We start from the raw sequence: 15,876 nt of genomic DNA on the forward strand, positions 1-15,876 counted from the left end.
TCCTGAAGTTTTTAAAGTACCATCTCATTTTTTGCTACACCCGCTCATATGAGCATATTTTTTATTTTTATATCAGGATATTACAATGTCTAACATCGTATCAGGTACAGTTAAGTGGTTTAACGAATCTAAAGGTTTTGGTTTCATCGAGCAAGAAAATGGCCCAGACGTTTTCGCACATTTCTCAGCAATCAAAAGCGAAGGTTTCAAAACTTTAGCTGAAGGCCAACGTGTAGAGTTCACTCTTTCACAAGGTCAAAAAGGTCCTCAAGCTGATAACATCACAGCTGTATAATTTTACTTTTTAAGTAAAATGAAAAAAAGCGCCTAGGGCGCTTTTTTTGTGTCTGAAACAAACCTAACTTATTCAACAACCACGACCTAATGGCAAGGATCACAATTAAAGTGGTTCTACTTGACCCCAAGGTCTAATATAAACACCTATTTAGTGACAGGGTTAGGCGCTATAAAAAGTCTGTATAGCTTTAATTAGTAAAAGCGTAAAAGAGAGAGTTCAAGCACCGCTGAGCTAATTCCACTTATTGTTAATTATTTACCTCACCTGCACATCATTTAATTCAAAAGCCGCGTGTAATTTAACTCATTTACCGTAAGGGCTTATTTGAGTTTTACTCACTTGTTTGTGCGCTTCTTCCATTTTTTCTATAAGAACTTTATCTGTATCTTTATTTGCAGCTAAATAAGCAACCGTTGTTAATGCATCTATTTTAAAAATAAATTTTAAGTGGCCCGGTTTAAGTTTAAAGTAATCACTATATTGGAGCATATAAAGCGGATCATCCAATATTAGGTCTACTTTTTTGGCTAGTAGTAACTTATAAGAATGCTGTATATCTGAAGTTATAACGCCCTCAAACCCCATTTTAGTGAGAGTTTGGGTCGAGAAGTCGTTATGTTGCATAGCTATTTTGTAATTTTTTGCTTGGTTAATATTATTGATTACTATATCGGTTCTGTCTGATAGCCCAACAAATCCCATTTCAAAGCGACCAATTTCCCCTACCCACTGAAATTGATTTTCACGTTCTGGCGTGCGAGCAATGCTGTAAATAAACGTATTTTTTTCCTCGCTCGCCATTTTGTAGGCGCGGGCCCAAGGGTACATTTGTATGTCTGGTGTTAAACCAGCCTGTTTAAATATATCTCTTATGTACTGTGTTCCTTTACCTTGAACTTCACCGTCTATTAAAACTTGATTAGGTGGTGCTAATTCTGTAACAACCAGCAAAGGCTCTTCAGCTAAAGTGCTAAATGATAAAAAATGAATCGCCCCGAGTTCATCGGAGACCAGTTTGTTTAAGTCAGGCCACTTTACCTGACTCGTTTAAATTATCATAGTAGTCTGTTTCATATTGAGCTGGTGAAATATACCCAATTGAAGATAATAAGCGTTGATTATTAAACCAATTGACCCACTCTAACGTTGCGTATTCAACAGCATCAACATTCTTCCACGGGCCATTTCTGCGAATAATCTCTGTTTTAAATAATCCATTTATTGTTTCAGCCAATGCATTGTCATAAGAGTCACCCACACTGCCTACAGACGCTTGAATTCCAGCTTCAGCAAGTCGCTCAGTGTATCGTATAGACAAATATTGGCTGCCTCTGTCGCTGTGGTGAATTAACCCTTCGGGGTTGCCACGATGCCAAATAGCTTGCTCTAACGCATCAAGAATAAGCTCTGTGTGCATTGTCGTTGATACACGCCAACCTACAATGTATCGTGAAAAAACATCTATCACGAAAGCGACATAAACAAACCCACTCCATGTGGCAACATAGGTGATGTCAGCTACCCAAAGTTGATTTGGCTGCTCAGCAGTAAATTGACGATTAACTAAATCAAGTGGCTTATCTTGTTGCTCGTCAGGTATCGTTGTCTTATGTGCTTTACCCCGACGAACACCTTGAATTCCCATAACTCGCATCAATCGTTCGACTGTACAGCGGGCGACTTGATGGTCGTCAAGCTGTAGCTGCTTCCATATTTTTCTTGCACCATAAACTGACATATTATCCTCCCACACTTCGCGAATGAGTATTATCAGCTCAGCATCACGCTTTTTGCGGTTAGACAGTCGCTCAGGCTCTCTTTGTATCTGTTTATGAGAATAATACGTTGATGGTGCAATCGGCAATTCCTTGCAAATTGACTCGACACCGTAATGCTCTCTGCAAGCATCAATAAAATCCACTATTACTTCTGTTTGCGGTCGAGCTCCGCTTGGGCGAAAAAAGCGGCAGCTTGCCTCAGGATATCATTCGTTCGCTTGAGCTCTTTATTCTCGCGCTCTAAGACGGCAAGGCGTTCTTCAGTTGATTGCGTATTAGAAGAGGGTTTAGACGGTTGAGCTTGAGATTTCTTGACCCATGCTCTAAGTGTTTCTGGGGTACATCCCAGTTTATCTGAAATCGATACTAGCGCAGCCCAAAGAGAAGGGTATTCATGCTGTTGTGTGGTAACAAGCCTAATTGCACGTTCACGAAATTCTGATGTATAGCGATTTGATTTTTTCATAGTTCCAGTTTCTCAAGTTATTGAGTCTCTGGCAAACACGGGGCGATTCAAAAAGGATAAAAAAGGTCAGATTATATTTCACTACAACTAGTCAATTTAGGCTTGGAAACACTTAATTAAGTGTGGTTTAAAATTGTTAAATTTACAAAGTATTAGTGGTTATTTGAGTTGTAAAAATCTCATAATGAAAATAAAGAGAGGATATAGGAAGGAAGGTAACTTTATTAAAGCCCTAAAACGATAAAAGGGCCTTGCGGCCCTTGGTGAAGTATCGTTCAAGTCAGCTAGCACTTTAACCCCTTAAAGTACTAACTTCTTGTTTTGCAACACCGGTTCATCTCTTAAGTTTCTAAGCTAGCGAGAGGAAAAACCCAGCAATTGCTGCGCTCATAAGGTTAGCCATAGATCCTGCTAACACTGCTCTGAGCCCTAAGCGTGCGATATCCTTCCGCCTGCTAGGCGCCATACCGCCTAACCCACCTAGTAAAATGGCTATCGATGATAAGTTAGCGAATCCACACAAAGCAAACGTAACAATTGCTTGTGTGTGCGCACTTAACGTATCGCGATAATTTATAAAGTCTAAGTAAGCAACAAACTCGTTTACTACTATCTTTTGACCAATAAAACTGCCGGCTATAATTGCTTCATCCCACGGTACACCGAGTAACCATGCAACAGGAGCAAATACATAACCTAAAATTTCTTGTAGCGTTAATGTTGGATGATCAAACCATCCGCCTACACCACCTAATAAACCATTTAGAAGCGCAATTAACGCTACGAATGCCAGTAGCATTGCACCAACATTAAGTGCTAAATGCATACCATTTGCCGCACCTGATGCAGCAGCATCAATTACGTTTACCGGTTTATCATCGTCGTTTAAATCTAAATCAGCTAAGTTATCTTTAGGTGTTTCGGTTTCTGGCACAATCATTTTTGCCATTAAAAAACCACCTGGTGCCGCCATAAAGCTGGCTGCAATTAAGTACTTAAGCTCTACACCAATAATTACGTAACCAGCCATTACAGAGCCAGCTACAGTGGCTAAGCCACCTACCATTACAGCAAATAACTCAGACTTGGTCATTGTTGCTATAAAAGGTTTAACAATTAACGGCGCTTCAGTTTGGCCAACAAATATATTTGCCGTCGCTGAAAGTGATTCTGTTCGCGAGGTTTTTAAAAGCTTTTGTAAACCACCGCCTAAAATCTTAATTATCCAGTCCATAATGCCTATGTGATATAAAACAGCGACCAGCGCTGAGAAAAACACAATAACGGGCAAAACCTGAATTGCAAAAATAAAACCTAGCGTGTCTTGCGATGCCAGCGGGCCAAACAAAAAGCCTATCCCGTCATTCGCGTAGCCAATAACCGATGAAACGGCTGCTGACATACTTGCTAATACGTTTTTTCCTGCGTCAAAAAACAGAACAAAGCCGCCAATAACAACTTGCATTGCAAATGCTATAGCAACGGTTCTTAAATTAATTGCCTTGCGATTAGTTGACGCGGCAAAGGCAATGCCCAGCAGCACACACATGCCTACCAAGCTCATAAATGTTGTCATACAAATGTTTCCCGTTGTTATTCTTGTAGTAAATATTTAATTTTACTTTTTATAATATCAATCGCAACGCGGTTCATGCCGCCTCGAGTCACTACTAAATCTGCATTATGCTTAGAAGGCTCAATAAATTGATAAAACATCGGTCTTACAGTTGCTTGATACTGTTCAACAACAGATTGTAACGTTCTGCCTCGCTGCTCCATATCACGTTGCATACGACGCATTAAGCAGATATCTAAAGGAGTATCTATAAATACCTTGATATCAAATTCTTTATTTAGCGCTTTGTCGCTCAGTAATAAAATACCTTCAACAATTAAAATTTTTGCAGCGGCTACACGTCGCGTTTTATCGCTGCGGGTATGCTGTGCATAATCATATGTTGGTACTTCTACTGAATTTCCCCTACGAAGTTGAGTTAAATGTTCAAGCATTAACTCATGTTCAAATGCATCAGGGTGGTCGTAGTTCGTTTGCGTACGATGAGCCATCGGCAAATGCGACTGATCCTTGTAATAAGCATCTTCTTCAATAATGGCAATTGCGCCCGGTTCAAGCTCATTAACCAACTCGTTGTATATAGTTTGGCTAAACAGAGATTTGCCCGACGCAGACGCGCCAGCAATAGCTATAATAGTTGTTCGTGTCACTAAAGTTCTCACCCACACAGAAGGATATATTGTTGGTAGATCACAATAGCAAAAAAGACACGATTAATCTCTTTTGCTTCGCTTAAGAACGCAAATTTATAATGTTTAGGTTTTATGAAACAGGACTTTTGTCCTGTACGGAAAAATCGTTCAGCAGATAAAGTAACCACCTAGAAACAAAGTGAGGTCAAAATGGCAAGAGCAATTATCTTAATGGCAGATAGCCTAGGAATCGGTGCAGCACCAGATGCAGATAAATTTGGTGATCTTGGCGCCAATACATTCGCTCACTTACTAAAAGCATATTACGACGAAACAGGCAGCGCACTTTCGCTTCCTAATTTATCTAAATTAGGTTTAGTAGACGCCTGTGAAGCCGCAGGTGGAGAAACGTGTTTAGTTTCAGACCGCCAAGCACCAAAAGGTGCATGGGGTTACGCTAAAGAACTTTCTAGCGGAAAAGACACTCCATCAGGCCATTGGGAAATGGCTGGCGTGCCTGTGTTATTTGACTGGGGATATTTCCCAAAAACACAGCCCAGTTTCCCACAAGAATTTGTAGACGAGTTTATAGCTCGTACAGGTATTCCTGGCATTTTAGGCAATTGCCATGCATCAGGAACAACCATATTAGAACAGCTAGGTGAAGAGCACGTAAAAACAGGTAAACCAATCTGTTACACCTCAGCTGATAGCGTGTTTCAAATAGCCGCGCATGAAGAGTCATTTGGCCTAGAGAAGCTTTATCAAGTTTGCGAAATCGCACGGGCGCTGCTTGATGAAATGAATATAGGGCGAGTGATTGCGCGGCCATTTTTGGGTTCAAATAGTCAAGACTTTGCACGAACAGGCAACCGTCGTGACTATTCAGTACTTCCGCCAGCACCAACATTGTTAGATGTTTTAGCAAAAGACGGCGGCGAAGTAATTAGTATTGGTAAAATTTCAGACATATACGCGCATCAAGGCATAACTCAAAAGCACAAAGCACCTGGGCTTATGAACTTGCTTGAAAAAACCAGCGAGGTTATTTCAACAGCACCTGATCGCAGCTTAATTTTTACCAACTTGGTTGATTTTGATGAAAAATTTGGTCATCGCCGTAACCCGGTAGGTTACGCTAAAGCATTAAAAGAATTTGATGACTATTTACCAACTATACTAAACCAGTTAAATGCAGATGATGTATTAATGATCACTGCCGACCACGGGTGTGACCCAACCTTTCCAGGTTCTGAGCACACGCGTGAATACGTACCTGTGATAGCGTACAAGCCTGGTATGGATAATACACCGCTAGGTGAACGAAACAGTTTTGCAGATATTGGTCAAACACTAGCACAGTGGTTTAACTTGTCTGAGCTTGAATATGGCGACAGCTTTTTAACTCAATTAAACGCGCCAAAATAAAAAGGAAACAACGAATGAGTACTCCTCATATAAATGCAAATGTTGGTGATTTCGCCGAAACAGTTTTAATGCCAGGCGATCCGCTACGTGCGCAATATATTGCTGAAAACTTTTTAGATGATGCGGTACAAGTAACTGGTGTACGCAACATGTTTGGCTTTACAGGTACTTACAAAGGTAAGCCAGTAAGCATTATGGGTTCAGGCATGGGTATTCCATCAATGTCTATTTATGCACGTGAGCTAATTGTTAGCTTTGGCGTAAAAAACATTATACGCATTGGTACATGTGGCGGTATTGGTACCGACATTAAAATCCGTGACGTGATTTTTGCACAAGGTGCAAGCACAGACTCAAACGTAAACCGTGCACGTGTTCGTGGTTACGATTTTTCTGCAATTGCAGACTTCGACCTACTTTTAAACGGCGTTAATGCAGCAAAAGAGCTAGGTATTAAAGCAAAAGTAGGTAACGTATTCACAACCGACACTTTCTACCAAGCAGACGACACTTTCTATAAAGATTTAGATAAGTTAGGCGTTCTTGCAGTAGATATGGAAACAGCCGGTTTATATGGCGTTGCAGCTGAGTACGGCGCAAACGCAATGGCATTATTTACCGTAAGCGACCACGTGATCACTGGCGAAGCAACACCTGCTGACGAACGTCAAAGCACGTTTAACGAAATGGTTAAAATTGCATTAGAGTCTATCTAATCAATAAAACAGTTCCTTGGTAACGTATTCACTAAGTTTTGGAGACACGCCCAAAGTGAAGTGAGACTAACCTCCAAAGCCGCATTTTATGCGGCTTTTTTTATGCCTTAATAATTATAAAATCATGAGTACCAGACTCTAAAAGCGAAGCGACTCTTAACCTCTTTGTGAATCATTGGCTCTAAAACCGTATTGCACAAGGAGAAGCGACAGCTTCTTATTACTTAAAAATAGATATGACCACAGAGCGCACCGAGGCGCTTCGCGCTACACAGAGTTAAAAACATTTGTTAGCGGAGTTTTTCAAGTTAGTTGTCGCCTCAAGTTAAATTTTATGCCGCCCGCATTTCTTCTTTTTTCTCAGGGTTTAAATTTACTTCATTTATCATTGACCAGTCTCGTGACTTCCCTGACCAACGGCTTGGGTTATTCAATTTAGCTGCGTCGTTTACCTGCTGACGCTTAGCTAATATTTCTTTATCTAAACCTGAATGACGTTGGTTTGGCGTCACAAATTTTATACCACTGTGTAGGTGCTCATTATTGTACCAATCAACGAACCCACTTACCCATTCTCTTGCTGCGCTTATATCTTCAAATGGCTTTTCTGGGTATTCTGGGCGATACTTTAACGTTTTAAATAACGACTCAGAGTATGGATTGTCATTACTTACTGACGGTCGACTAAATGATGGCACAATCCCTAACTCCTGTAATGTTGCCAGTAATGTCGCGCCTTTCATTGGGCTGCCATTATCTGAGTGTAACGTAACTTGCTCGCGCTTTATTTGCTCCCGACTGCAAATATCCTTCATTAAATCTGCGGCTAATTCACTTAACTGTGAGTCGTAAACTTGCCAGCCAACAACCTTTCGACTAAAAATGTCCATCACTAAATATAAGTATAAAAATTGCCCTTTTACGCTCGTTGGTAAATAGGTGATATCCCAAGTGTAGACTTCATTTGCACGCACTGCTTTCAATACTCTTGGCTTTTTTATCGGCTTAGCTGGCTTTACTTTTTCTCTATGCGTTAATAAGTTATGTGCCTTCATGACACGATAAAACGAACTTTCAGACGCTATCCATATGCCCTTATCAAGCAGCTTAGGGACTATTTTACTGGCCGGTAAATGCCCATATTCGGCTGAATTAGCCGTATTAATAATGCGCTGCCGCTCTAACTCTGTGAGACGGTTAGGCGGCTGTTTTTTCGTACTCGTCCGTTTGTCAGTCATATCGTCTGCTTCAATCCACCGCTGAACGGTTCTTAGTGTCAGTCCAAGTAACTCACATGCCTTTTCTTTCCTTGCCCCTGAAGCCTGTGCGTTTGTGATAAGCGTTATTAATTCATGTCGCTCAGTCGCTGTTGTTAATCGTCCTCGTTGAAACCCCAAAGTGCATCCGCTTTTTTTTTGAGTACAAGTAGAGCGGCAGTTTCAGCTAAGGCCTTATCTTTGCGATTCAGTTCTTTTTGCAGTTGCTTTATTTCTTGCTTAAGCTGTTTACTGTCTGACTTTACTGTTTTATTTGAAGGTGGTGTTACTAAGTCTTTCTTCCATTGCTGAATATGATGCGGATAAAGCCCTATATTACGGCAGTATTCATTTATGGCGGCTTCATCTAAACTTCCACACTCAATTACTGCGTTGAGTCTTTCTTCTAAACTCCAGTCTTGTGGTCGTTTTTCTGCTGTCATTTGGCTACCCGTCTGGTGTATTTCAAGTTGATGCTTTTTTGCCAGTGCTATCCAACGTTGTAACGTTGAATAACCGACACCTAAGTCATCTGCAATATCTTCTAAGCGAACATCATCACATTGAGATAATGCTTTTTCAACAGCTTGAACTTTAAACTCTTGTGTAAATTGACGTTTCATTTTATTTGCCTCTGCTAAATGTTAGAGGCGACAACTATCCTGACACAGGGGGAAAAGCCCAGCGTCTCTTAACCTCTTTGTGAATAATAATCTTTTAAAACCTTAATACACAAAGCATAGGACTTTATTACAGCCATAAAAAAAGAGCTTTCGCTCTTTTTTACAAACTATATAAGCAAGCTAAACTTACTCGCCCGCCACAATAGTATTAAAGCTATTATTATCGTGAAGGCTTGCAAATGCACTTTCGTGGAGTAACTCATTACGTAAGTTAGGTGAATACTCAAGTGCCATTTTTATATCGGCCAGCGCATCGGCGTGCTCGTGTATTAGCGCAAACGCACAGGCACGTTGCCAATACGCATAACCATAATCGCTATCTATATCAATTGCCTGGTTACATAAATCAATCGCTTTGGCTGTTTGATTAATTTCAAGCAGGGCATCAGCTTTGTAAGCAATAGCCTCAACGTCTTCAGGTTTACGTTTTAAAATTTCATCAAAAATCTCGATTTTGTTAGCATAATCACTTTCTAAATTTGCGCGCATCCACAACGAGTGAACCTCATTTGTAATCGATATACGTTCTTGGTTACTGAGTATTTCTTCAGAACGTACACGCAGTTTTTCTTCTAGAATTTTTAATCGGTCTTCGTACTCATCGGTAATAACACTCACACGGGTATTTACAATATCTTCTACTTTATTTTTAACATCGCGCAGCGAGTTCCAGCCAACAAGTACCAAAATAGATGCCGTCGCGGTAATAATAAAAAACACATTATTTATCGTATCGGTAGTGTAAGTAAGGGCTCTGTCGGCCGTGTCTAACTGCGCATGCGTTACTTGTTTAGTAACGTCTTCACGTAACTTTTGCTGATCTTGGCGAACCGCTTTTAGCTCATCTAAAATGTAGCGTTCCATAAGCGGTTTATACATAGGCTCTTTAAGTTGTTCAAGCGCTTGCTGTTCTTGTAGCTTTGAGGGGGCTTCTGTTTGTTGCTCAGCCGCATTAGCCGACGTTAAAAATAAAGTAAAACAAATACATAGTAAATAAAAGTAATAACGCATCAACATGCCCAAATAAAATAATAAATTGCAAAAATAATATTAACACGCACAACCTAAACTCACTAGGGCGGGTTTTGTTTTGAAGGCGAGTTTACAGCACATTATAAATTATTATCACTAAAGCAGTGTGCAGTAATAAATTTTAGGCAAAAAAAACCAGCTCTGGGTGAGCTGGCTGAAACTGCTAAAACATCAAAGGTTAGGGAAAGCTTAATTACCGTTAGCTAATAATAATCAACTAACAAAAAACAGATAAATTAGAGTTATAAAGTAAAGGTGTATTGGGCTTAGTAATACACCTTTAACGTTATAACTACAATTTCATGGTGAAGGGGGGTATTCCTATGTGCGCTGTGGTAAACCAAAGCCACTTTCAAACCCTTCAAATACCATTACGCCGCTACTTTTTAATTCGATCATCGTTATTTAAAAAAAGATCAAAAATTTTTAAAGGCTCGTTTTTAAATACCAATCAAAAATACAAATCGGTCCAATCGTTTTAAATACGGTGCATTTGTTGGTATAGCTCAAAAAATAAGCCTATATTGGTAATTCAAAATAAGTACAAGTATATAAACAATTGATTAAGCAACATTTGCATGAATTAAAAATAGTAATACCTAAACAAATTGACCATTGCTTACGTATTTTATTTTAGACCAAGAGGATTAAATAATGAGTAACTCTAGCGCTGGCAAATGCCCGGTAATGCATGGCAGCAATACACAAACAGCAGGCCAAAACACAGATTGGTGGCCAAATGCACTTAATTTCGACATCCTTCATCAACACGATACAAAAAGCTCTCCATACGGTAGCGACTTTAACTACGCTGAAGCATTCAAATCCCTAGACCTAGAAGCCGTAAAAACCGACTTAAAAAACTTAATGACACAAAGCCAAGATTGGTGGCCAGCCGATTGGGGCCACTATGGCGGTTTAATGATCCGCATGGCATGGCACTCGGCAGGTTCGTACCGTTTATCTGACGGACGTGGCGGCGGTGGCACGGCTAATCAACGCTTTGCCCCTTTAAACTCATGGCCCGATAACGCCAACCTCGACAAAGCGCGCCGCTTACTTTGGCCAATTAAAAAGAAATACGGTAACAAACTCTCGTGGGCCGATCTCATTATTTTAGCGGGTAACATGGCATACGAATCAATGGGCTTAAAAACCTTTGGGTTTGCCGGTGGCCGTGAAGACATTTGGCACCCAGAAAAAGACGTATACTGGGGCGCCGAAAAAGAATGGTTAGCACCAAGCGACGAACGCTACCAAAATGTTGATAAACCCGACACAATGGAAAACCCGTTAGCGTCTGTTCAAATGGGCCTAATTTACGTAAACCCAGAAGGGGTAAACGGTAAACCCGATCCGCTTAAAACCGCAGCACAAGTTCGCGAAACGTTTGCCCGCATGGCAATGAACGACGAAGAAACGGCAGCGCTTACCGTAGGTGGCCACACAGTTGGTAAAACACACGGTAACGGAAAAGAGTCAAACCTTGGCCCAGAGCCAGAAGCGGCTGATATTTCAGAGCAAGGCATGGGGTGGAACAACCACAAAACACGGGGCATTGGCCGCGATACAATGACATCGGGCATTGAAGGTGCGTGGACCACACACCCAACAAAATGGGATAACGGCTACTGTGACCTTCTTTTAAATTACGAATGGGAACTGACAAAAAGCCCAGCAGGCGCTCACCAATGGGAACCTGTAAATATTAAAGAAGAAGACAAACCGGTCGATGTAGAAGACCCATCAATTCGCTTAAACCCAATTATGACCGATGCCGATATGGCCATGAAAATGGACCCAGCGTACCGCAAAATAATTGAGCGTTTTCATAACGATTTTGAATACTTTTCAGACGTGTTTGCTCGCGCATGGTTTAAACTTACGCACCGCGACTTAGGGCCAAAAGCGCGCTACCTAGGTGCCGATGTACCAAGCGAAGACTTAATTTGGCAAGACCCAATTCCAAGTGTTGATTACACTCTAACAGATACTGAAATCGCCGATTTAAAAGTAACACTACTTAATTGCGGCGTAAGCGCCAGCGATTTAATTAACACCGCATGGGACAGTGCGCGTACGTACCGAGGCTCTGATCACCGAGGCGGTGCAAACGGTGCACGTATTCGTTTAGCACCGCAAAAAGAGTGGCAAGGCAATGAACCAGAACGCTTAGCAAGTGTGTTAACGGCTCTTGAAAAAGTACAAGCAGGGTTAAGTAAACCTATTAGCATGGCCGATTTAATTGTACTTGGCGGCACAGCAGCGGTTGAACAAGCTGCTAAAAACGCAGGGGTAGAGGTTAACGTACCGTTTGCGCCAGGGCGCGGAGACGCAACCGACGACATGACCGACGCCGAATCGTTCGACGTACTTGAACCTATTCACGACGGTTTTAGAAACTGGCTGAAAAAAGACTACGTTGTGTCTGCAGAAGAGTTACTACTTGAGCGCAGCCAGCTAATGGGTTTAACAGCACCAGAAATGTCGGTACTAATGGGTGGTATGCGTATGCTTGGCACAAACCATAGCGGCACACAACATGGCGTATTTACAAATAATGTAGGAACGTTAAGTAACGACTTTTTTGTAAACCTAACCGACATGGCAAACCGTTGGGAGCCAACAGGTAATGGCCTTTACAACATTGTTGACCGCGCAAGCGGTGCAACTAAATGGACCGCAACACGCGTAGATTTAGTATTTGGGTCAAACTCAATTTTACGCGCATTGGCAGAGTTTTATGCACAAGACGATAATAAAACCCGTTTTGTTCACGACTTTGTAAATGCATGGGTAAAAGTAATGAACGCCGACAGGTTTGATATTTAATAAACCTAATTAACAGTTAAAAAGGAGCAGCAATGCTCCTTTTTTGTTTTTAAAAACTGAGCTTTTAAAATTGTATTGCACAAAGAGAACAAAATGTGGAGTAAATGAGTAGCCAAATTGAATAGTGTTAAGTGATTTTTTATCACCACAGAGCACACCGAGGCGCTTTGCGCTACACAGAGTTAAAAATATTGGTTAGTCACTGCTCCTGCTCTTCTCCTTAACTTCTCGGTGGTAAAACAATCACTTTTACGAATAAATCAACTAAATGTAAAACGTTGGTATTAAACGAAAGCAAAGCACGTCAGCAGGTTAATTTAACCTTTTTGTGAATAATGGGCTTTTAAGACCGTAATGCACAAAGAGAAGTGAATGAGTAGTAAATGAGCAACCAAAATGACAGGTTAAGTGATCTTTTATCACCACAGAGCACACCGAGGCGCTTTGCGCTGCACAGAGTTAAAAATATTGGTTAGTCACTGCTTCTGCTCTTCTCCTTAACTTCTCGGTGGTAAAACAATCACTTTTACGAATAAATCAACTAAATGTAAGACGTTGGTATTAAACGAAAGCAAAGCACGTCAGCAGGTTAATTTAACCTTTTTGTGAATAATGGGCTTTTAAGACCGTAATGCACAAAGAGAAGTGAATGAGGAGTAAATGAGTAGCCAAAGTAAGTAGGGTTAACTTATTTTGTAGACGTAGAGCTTGCTCACGTTAGAAGCGATAGCTTCTTGTTTTACATGCTATTTAATTTAAATAAATACAATCCCAAAATGGATATTGCCCGACACTTATTACTATGCCAGTTCTTAGTGGGTTAGCAACAATATAACGAGCTTGATTAATTAAATCTTTTTCAGAACGAAGCTGATGCTCAAAATAATTTTGCTGCCAAATCTTGCCTGTTGTTTCATTTAGCTTATTTATTTTTACAGTCGATACACTTTTAAAGATTTTTATTACGTTAGCTAGTGAGCAGTCTTTAAGCTGAAATAACCAATGGAGATGATCAGGCATTAATACATAACAAATTGTATTTACTTTATTTTTCATATCCACAATAGCCTTTGCTGCAATACATGCATTGCCAAATTCTTTAAATAGAGGTGCTCTATTTATGCAGCATATAGTCACAGAGTAGAACTGATTATTATTTGAAAAACGATGTGCTAATAATTTTGAGGAGTCATGCATAGGAAAGGAATATATTTTGGCTTTGTATAAACATAGATAAGAATTAATCTAAAACAAGTTTTAAAAAGCCTTGCTTTTTCACGCCAGCAAGCTGCGCGTCTACAAGTTACTTTAAACACTATTTTGTAGATGTAGAGCTTGCTCACGTTAGAAGCGACAGCTTCTCAGCGCTACACAAAAAACACGAGCAATAGTTAATCACCTCTTGGTGATGATTTAATTACTTGTTTACTAATGCATTTAACCAAGTACAAAAAAGGCGCTAACTAAGCGCCTTTTTCACTAAACAGCAAAGGGTTTATGCTTTTTTCTCTTCGCAGCTTGCAAGGTACTCGTCAAACGTACCCTGAAAATCAATAACCTGCTTATCTTTAATATCAATAATACGCGTAGCTAACGACGACACAAACTCACGGTCGTGGCTTACAAAAATAAGCGTACCTGCAAAGTCTTTAAGCGCATTATTTAACGCCTCAATGGCTTCCATATCCATGTGGTTTGTTGGCTCGTCCATTACAAGCACGTTCACGTCTTGCATCATTAGCTTACCAAATAACAAACGGTTTTTTTCACCACCTGAACAGTTACGCGCTTTTTTGTTTGAATCGTCTGCGGTAAACAACAAACGGCCTAACATGCCACGAACCATTAAATCGTTATGCTTGGCCGTACGCCACTGCGACATCCAATCAAACAACGTTAAATCGTTATCAAAATCTTTAGTGCTGTCTTGCGGGCAGTAACCAAAGCTCGCATTTTCAGACCACTTAATTTCGCCTTCGTTACTTTTAAGCTCGTTAACTAAACAGCGCAAAAAGGTAGTTTTACCCACACCGTTTTCGCCAATTACCGCAAGCTTTGCACCGGCTTCTAGTAAAAACTCACCGCCACTAAATAATGTTTCACCATCAAAACCATGGCCAAGCTTGTTAACTTCAAGCGCTTGGCGGTACATTTTTTTGCCTTCGTCAAAACTTAACGATGGGCTCATACGGCTTGACGTTTTAACTTCATCAAGCTTAATTTTATCCATTTTTTTAGCGCGCGAACTTGCTTGCTTAGCTTTAGACGCGTTAGCACCAAAGCGGTTAACAAAGTCTTGTAGCTCGTCAATCTCTGCGCTCTTTTTAGCGTTTTCGGCTAACAGCTGCTCGCGCTGCAAGCCTGACGCTTCTAAAAACTTCTCGTAGTTACCTGGGTAAATACGCAGCTCGCCGTAATCAATGTCGGCCATGTGTGTACATACCGAATTTAAAAAGTGGCGGTCATGCGAAATAATAATCATGGTGCATTTACGTTTATTAAGCTCATCAGCAAGCCACGTAATGGTATGAATATCCAAGTTATTGGTAGGCTCATCGAGTAGCAGTATATCTGGGTTTGCAAACAAGGCCTGCGCTAAAAGCACACGTAGTTTCCAACCTGGGGCAACGTTTGCCATTAACCCATAATGAAACTCTTTATCTATACCCGCTTCTATTAGTATTTCTTCAGCGCGGCTTTCGGCGGTGTAACCGTCCATTTCGGCAAAAACGCTTTCAAGGTCGGCCACTTTCATGCCGTCTTCTTCGCTCATTTCTGGTAACGAATAAATACGTTCGCGCTCTTGCTTCACTTTCCAAAGCTCAACGTCGCCCATAATTACCGCATCTACCACCGTGTATTGCTCAAATGCAAACTGGTCTTGGCTAAGGTTACCTACTTTTAGCCCCGGGGTAATCGACACATTACCCGCGCTAGGCACAAGCGCACCGCTTAAAATTTTCATGAAGGTCGACTTGCCGCAGCCGTTAGCGCCAATTAAACCGTAACGGTTACCGTTACCAAATTTAGCTGAAATGTTTTCAAACAACGGCTCTGCGCCAAACTGCATCGTAATATTTGCGGTGGAGATCAAAAAGGGTAATCCTAGAATGAGTACTGACAGGAGCTTGCTGTAGCAAAAGGCCACAAACAACATCAAGCAATAGGGTAAATTAGCT

At 40.8% G+C, this 15,876-nt stretch carries 12 protein-coding genes and 1 other annotated feature; of the genes, 4 read left to right on the forward strand and 8 right to left on the reverse strand.

Going from position 1 to position 15,876, the window contains the following annotated elements:
* Nucleotides 1-85 precede the first annotated feature (85 nt).
* Nucleotides 86-295, forward strand: coding sequence for a cold-shock protein (locus PS1M3_RS17200; protein ID WP_002959120.1), 210 nt, complete (start codon nucleotides 86-88; stop codon nucleotides 293-295).
* A 306-nt stretch (nucleotides 296-601) separates the two neighbouring features.
* Here the strand turns inward: PS1M3_RS17200 and PS1M3_RS17205 are convergent, their stop codons facing one another.
* From PS1M3_RS17205 to udk, 4 genes are all read right to left on the reverse strand, one after another.
* Nucleotides 602-1,249, reverse strand: a complete 648-nt coding sequence (locus PS1M3_RS17205) for an ABC transporter substrate-binding protein (RefSeq protein WP_239104510.1) — start codon at nucleotides 1,247-1,249, stop codon at nucleotides 602-604.
* A gap of 73 nt (nucleotides 1,250-1,322) precedes the next feature.
* Nucleotides 1,323-2,542, reverse strand: a protein-coding gene (locus PS1M3_RS17210; RefSeq protein WP_223230517.1) for an IS3 family transposase whose coding sequence is annotated in 2 segments (ribosomal slippage) — nucleotides 1,323-2,254 and nucleotides 2,254-2,542 — 1,221 coding nt in all. Because the reading frame shifts where the segments join, the coding sequence is not laid out codon by codon here.
* Nucleotides 2,148-2,264: a sequence feature (AL1L pseudoknot), on the reverse strand. Its footprint overlaps the gene before it by 117 nt.
* Before the next feature lie 349 nt (nucleotides 2,543-2,891).
* Nucleotides 2,892-4,118: a NupC/NupG family nucleoside CNT transporter gene (locus PS1M3_RS17215; RefSeq protein WP_008132935.1), complete on the reverse strand. Its 1,227-nt coding sequence runs from the start codon at nucleotides 4,116-4,118 to the stop codon at nucleotides 2,892-2,894.
* A gap of 17 nt (nucleotides 4,119-4,135) precedes the next feature.
* Nucleotides 4,136-4,768 carry a uridine kinase gene (gene udk, locus PS1M3_RS17220; protein WP_203987752.1) on the reverse strand — a complete coding sequence of 211 codons (633 nt, stop codon included), beginning with the start codon at nucleotides 4,766-4,768 and terminating at the stop codon, nucleotides 4,136-4,138.
* A gap of 192 nt (nucleotides 4,769-4,960) precedes the next feature.
* Here udk and PS1M3_RS17225 point away from each other — a divergent pair, with 192 nt between their 5' ends.
* Nucleotides 4,961-6,178 (forward strand): phosphopentomutase, encoded by a 1,218-nt coding sequence (locus PS1M3_RS17225; protein WP_203987755.1) that lies wholly within the window; start codon nucleotides 4,961-4,963, stop codon nucleotides 6,176-6,178.
* A 14-nt stretch (nucleotides 6,179-6,192) separates the two neighbouring features.
* Nucleotides 6,193-6,894, forward strand: a complete 702-nt coding sequence (deoD, locus tag PS1M3_RS17230) for a purine-nucleoside phosphorylase (protein ID WP_006794609.1) — start codon at nucleotides 6,193-6,195, stop codon at nucleotides 6,892-6,894.
* Nucleotides 6,895-7,226: 332 nt separating this feature from the next.
* On the opposite strand, the gene PS1M3_RS17235 is transcribed toward deoD, so the two are convergent.
* A protein-coding gene (locus PS1M3_RS17235) for an IS3 family transposase (protein ID WP_086007399.1) occupies nucleotides 7,227-8,773 on the reverse strand; the annotation gives its coding sequence in 2 pieces (ribosomal slippage) (nucleotides 7,227-8,293 and nucleotides 8,293-8,773; 1,548 coding nt in all).
* A 186-nt stretch (nucleotides 8,774-8,959) separates the two neighbouring features.
* Nucleotides 8,960-9,844: a tetratricopeptide repeat protein gene (locus PS1M3_RS17240; protein WP_138741116.1), complete on the reverse strand. Its 885-nt coding sequence runs from the start codon at nucleotides 9,842-9,844 to the stop codon at nucleotides 8,960-8,962.
* A 675-nt stretch (nucleotides 9,845-10,519) separates the two neighbouring features.
* Here PS1M3_RS17240 and katG point away from each other — a divergent pair.
* Nucleotides 10,520-12,697, forward strand: coding sequence for a catalase/peroxidase HPI (gene katG / locus PS1M3_RS17245; RefSeq protein WP_203987758.1), 2,178 nt, complete (start codon nucleotides 10,520-10,522; stop codon nucleotides 12,695-12,697).
* Between the two features lie 750 nt (nucleotides 12,698-13,447).
* Here katG and PS1M3_RS17250 read toward each other — a convergent pair.
* Nucleotides 13,448-13,894: a transposase gene (locus PS1M3_RS17250; protein ID WP_203987761.1), complete on the reverse strand. Its 447-nt coding sequence runs from the start codon at nucleotides 13,892-13,894 to the stop codon at nucleotides 13,448-13,450.
* Between the two features lie 298 nt (nucleotides 13,895-14,192).
* Nucleotides 14,193-15,791: an ABC-F family ATPase gene (locus PS1M3_RS17255; RefSeq protein ID WP_203987764.1), complete on the reverse strand. Its 1,599-nt coding sequence runs from the start codon at nucleotides 15,789-15,791 to the stop codon at nucleotides 14,193-14,195.
* Nucleotides 15,792-15,876 lie beyond the last annotated feature (85 nt).

Source organism: Pseudoalteromonas sp. PS1M3, from assembly GCF_016865405.1.
GTDB lineage: Bacteria > Pseudomonadota > Gammaproteobacteria > Enterobacterales > Alteromonadaceae > Pseudoalteromonas > Pseudoalteromonas marina.

What these genes read in the sequence shown, in the direction of transcription:
- PS1M3_RS17240 (WP_138741116.1), bottom strand. Translation starts at nt 9,844, where the DNA reads ATGCGTTATTACTTTTATTTACTATGTATTTGTTTTACTTTATTTTTA.
- katG (WP_203987758.1), top strand. Translation starts at nt 10,520, where the DNA reads ATGAGTAACTCTAGCGCTGGCAAATGCCCGGTAATGCATGGCAGCAAT.
- PS1M3_RS17250 (WP_203987761.1), bottom strand. Translation starts at nt 13,894, where the DNA reads ATGCATGACTCCTCAAAATTATTAGCACATCGTTTTTCAAATAATAAT.
- PS1M3_RS17225 (WP_203987755.1), top strand. Translation starts at nt 4,961, where the DNA reads ATGGCAAGAGCAATTATCTTAATGGCAGATAGCCTAGGAATCGGTGCA.
- PS1M3_RS17200 (WP_002959120.1), top strand. Translation starts at nt 86, where the DNA reads ATGTCTAACATCGTATCAGGTACAGTTAAGTGGTTTAACGAATCTAAA.
- deoD (WP_006794609.1), top strand. Translation starts at nt 6,193, where the DNA reads ATGAGTACTCCTCATATAAATGCAAATGTTGGTGATTTCGCCGAAACA.
- PS1M3_RS17215 (WP_008132935.1), bottom strand. Translation starts at nt 4,118, where the DNA reads ATGACAACATTTATGAGCTTGGTAGGCATGTGTGTGCTGCTGGGCATT.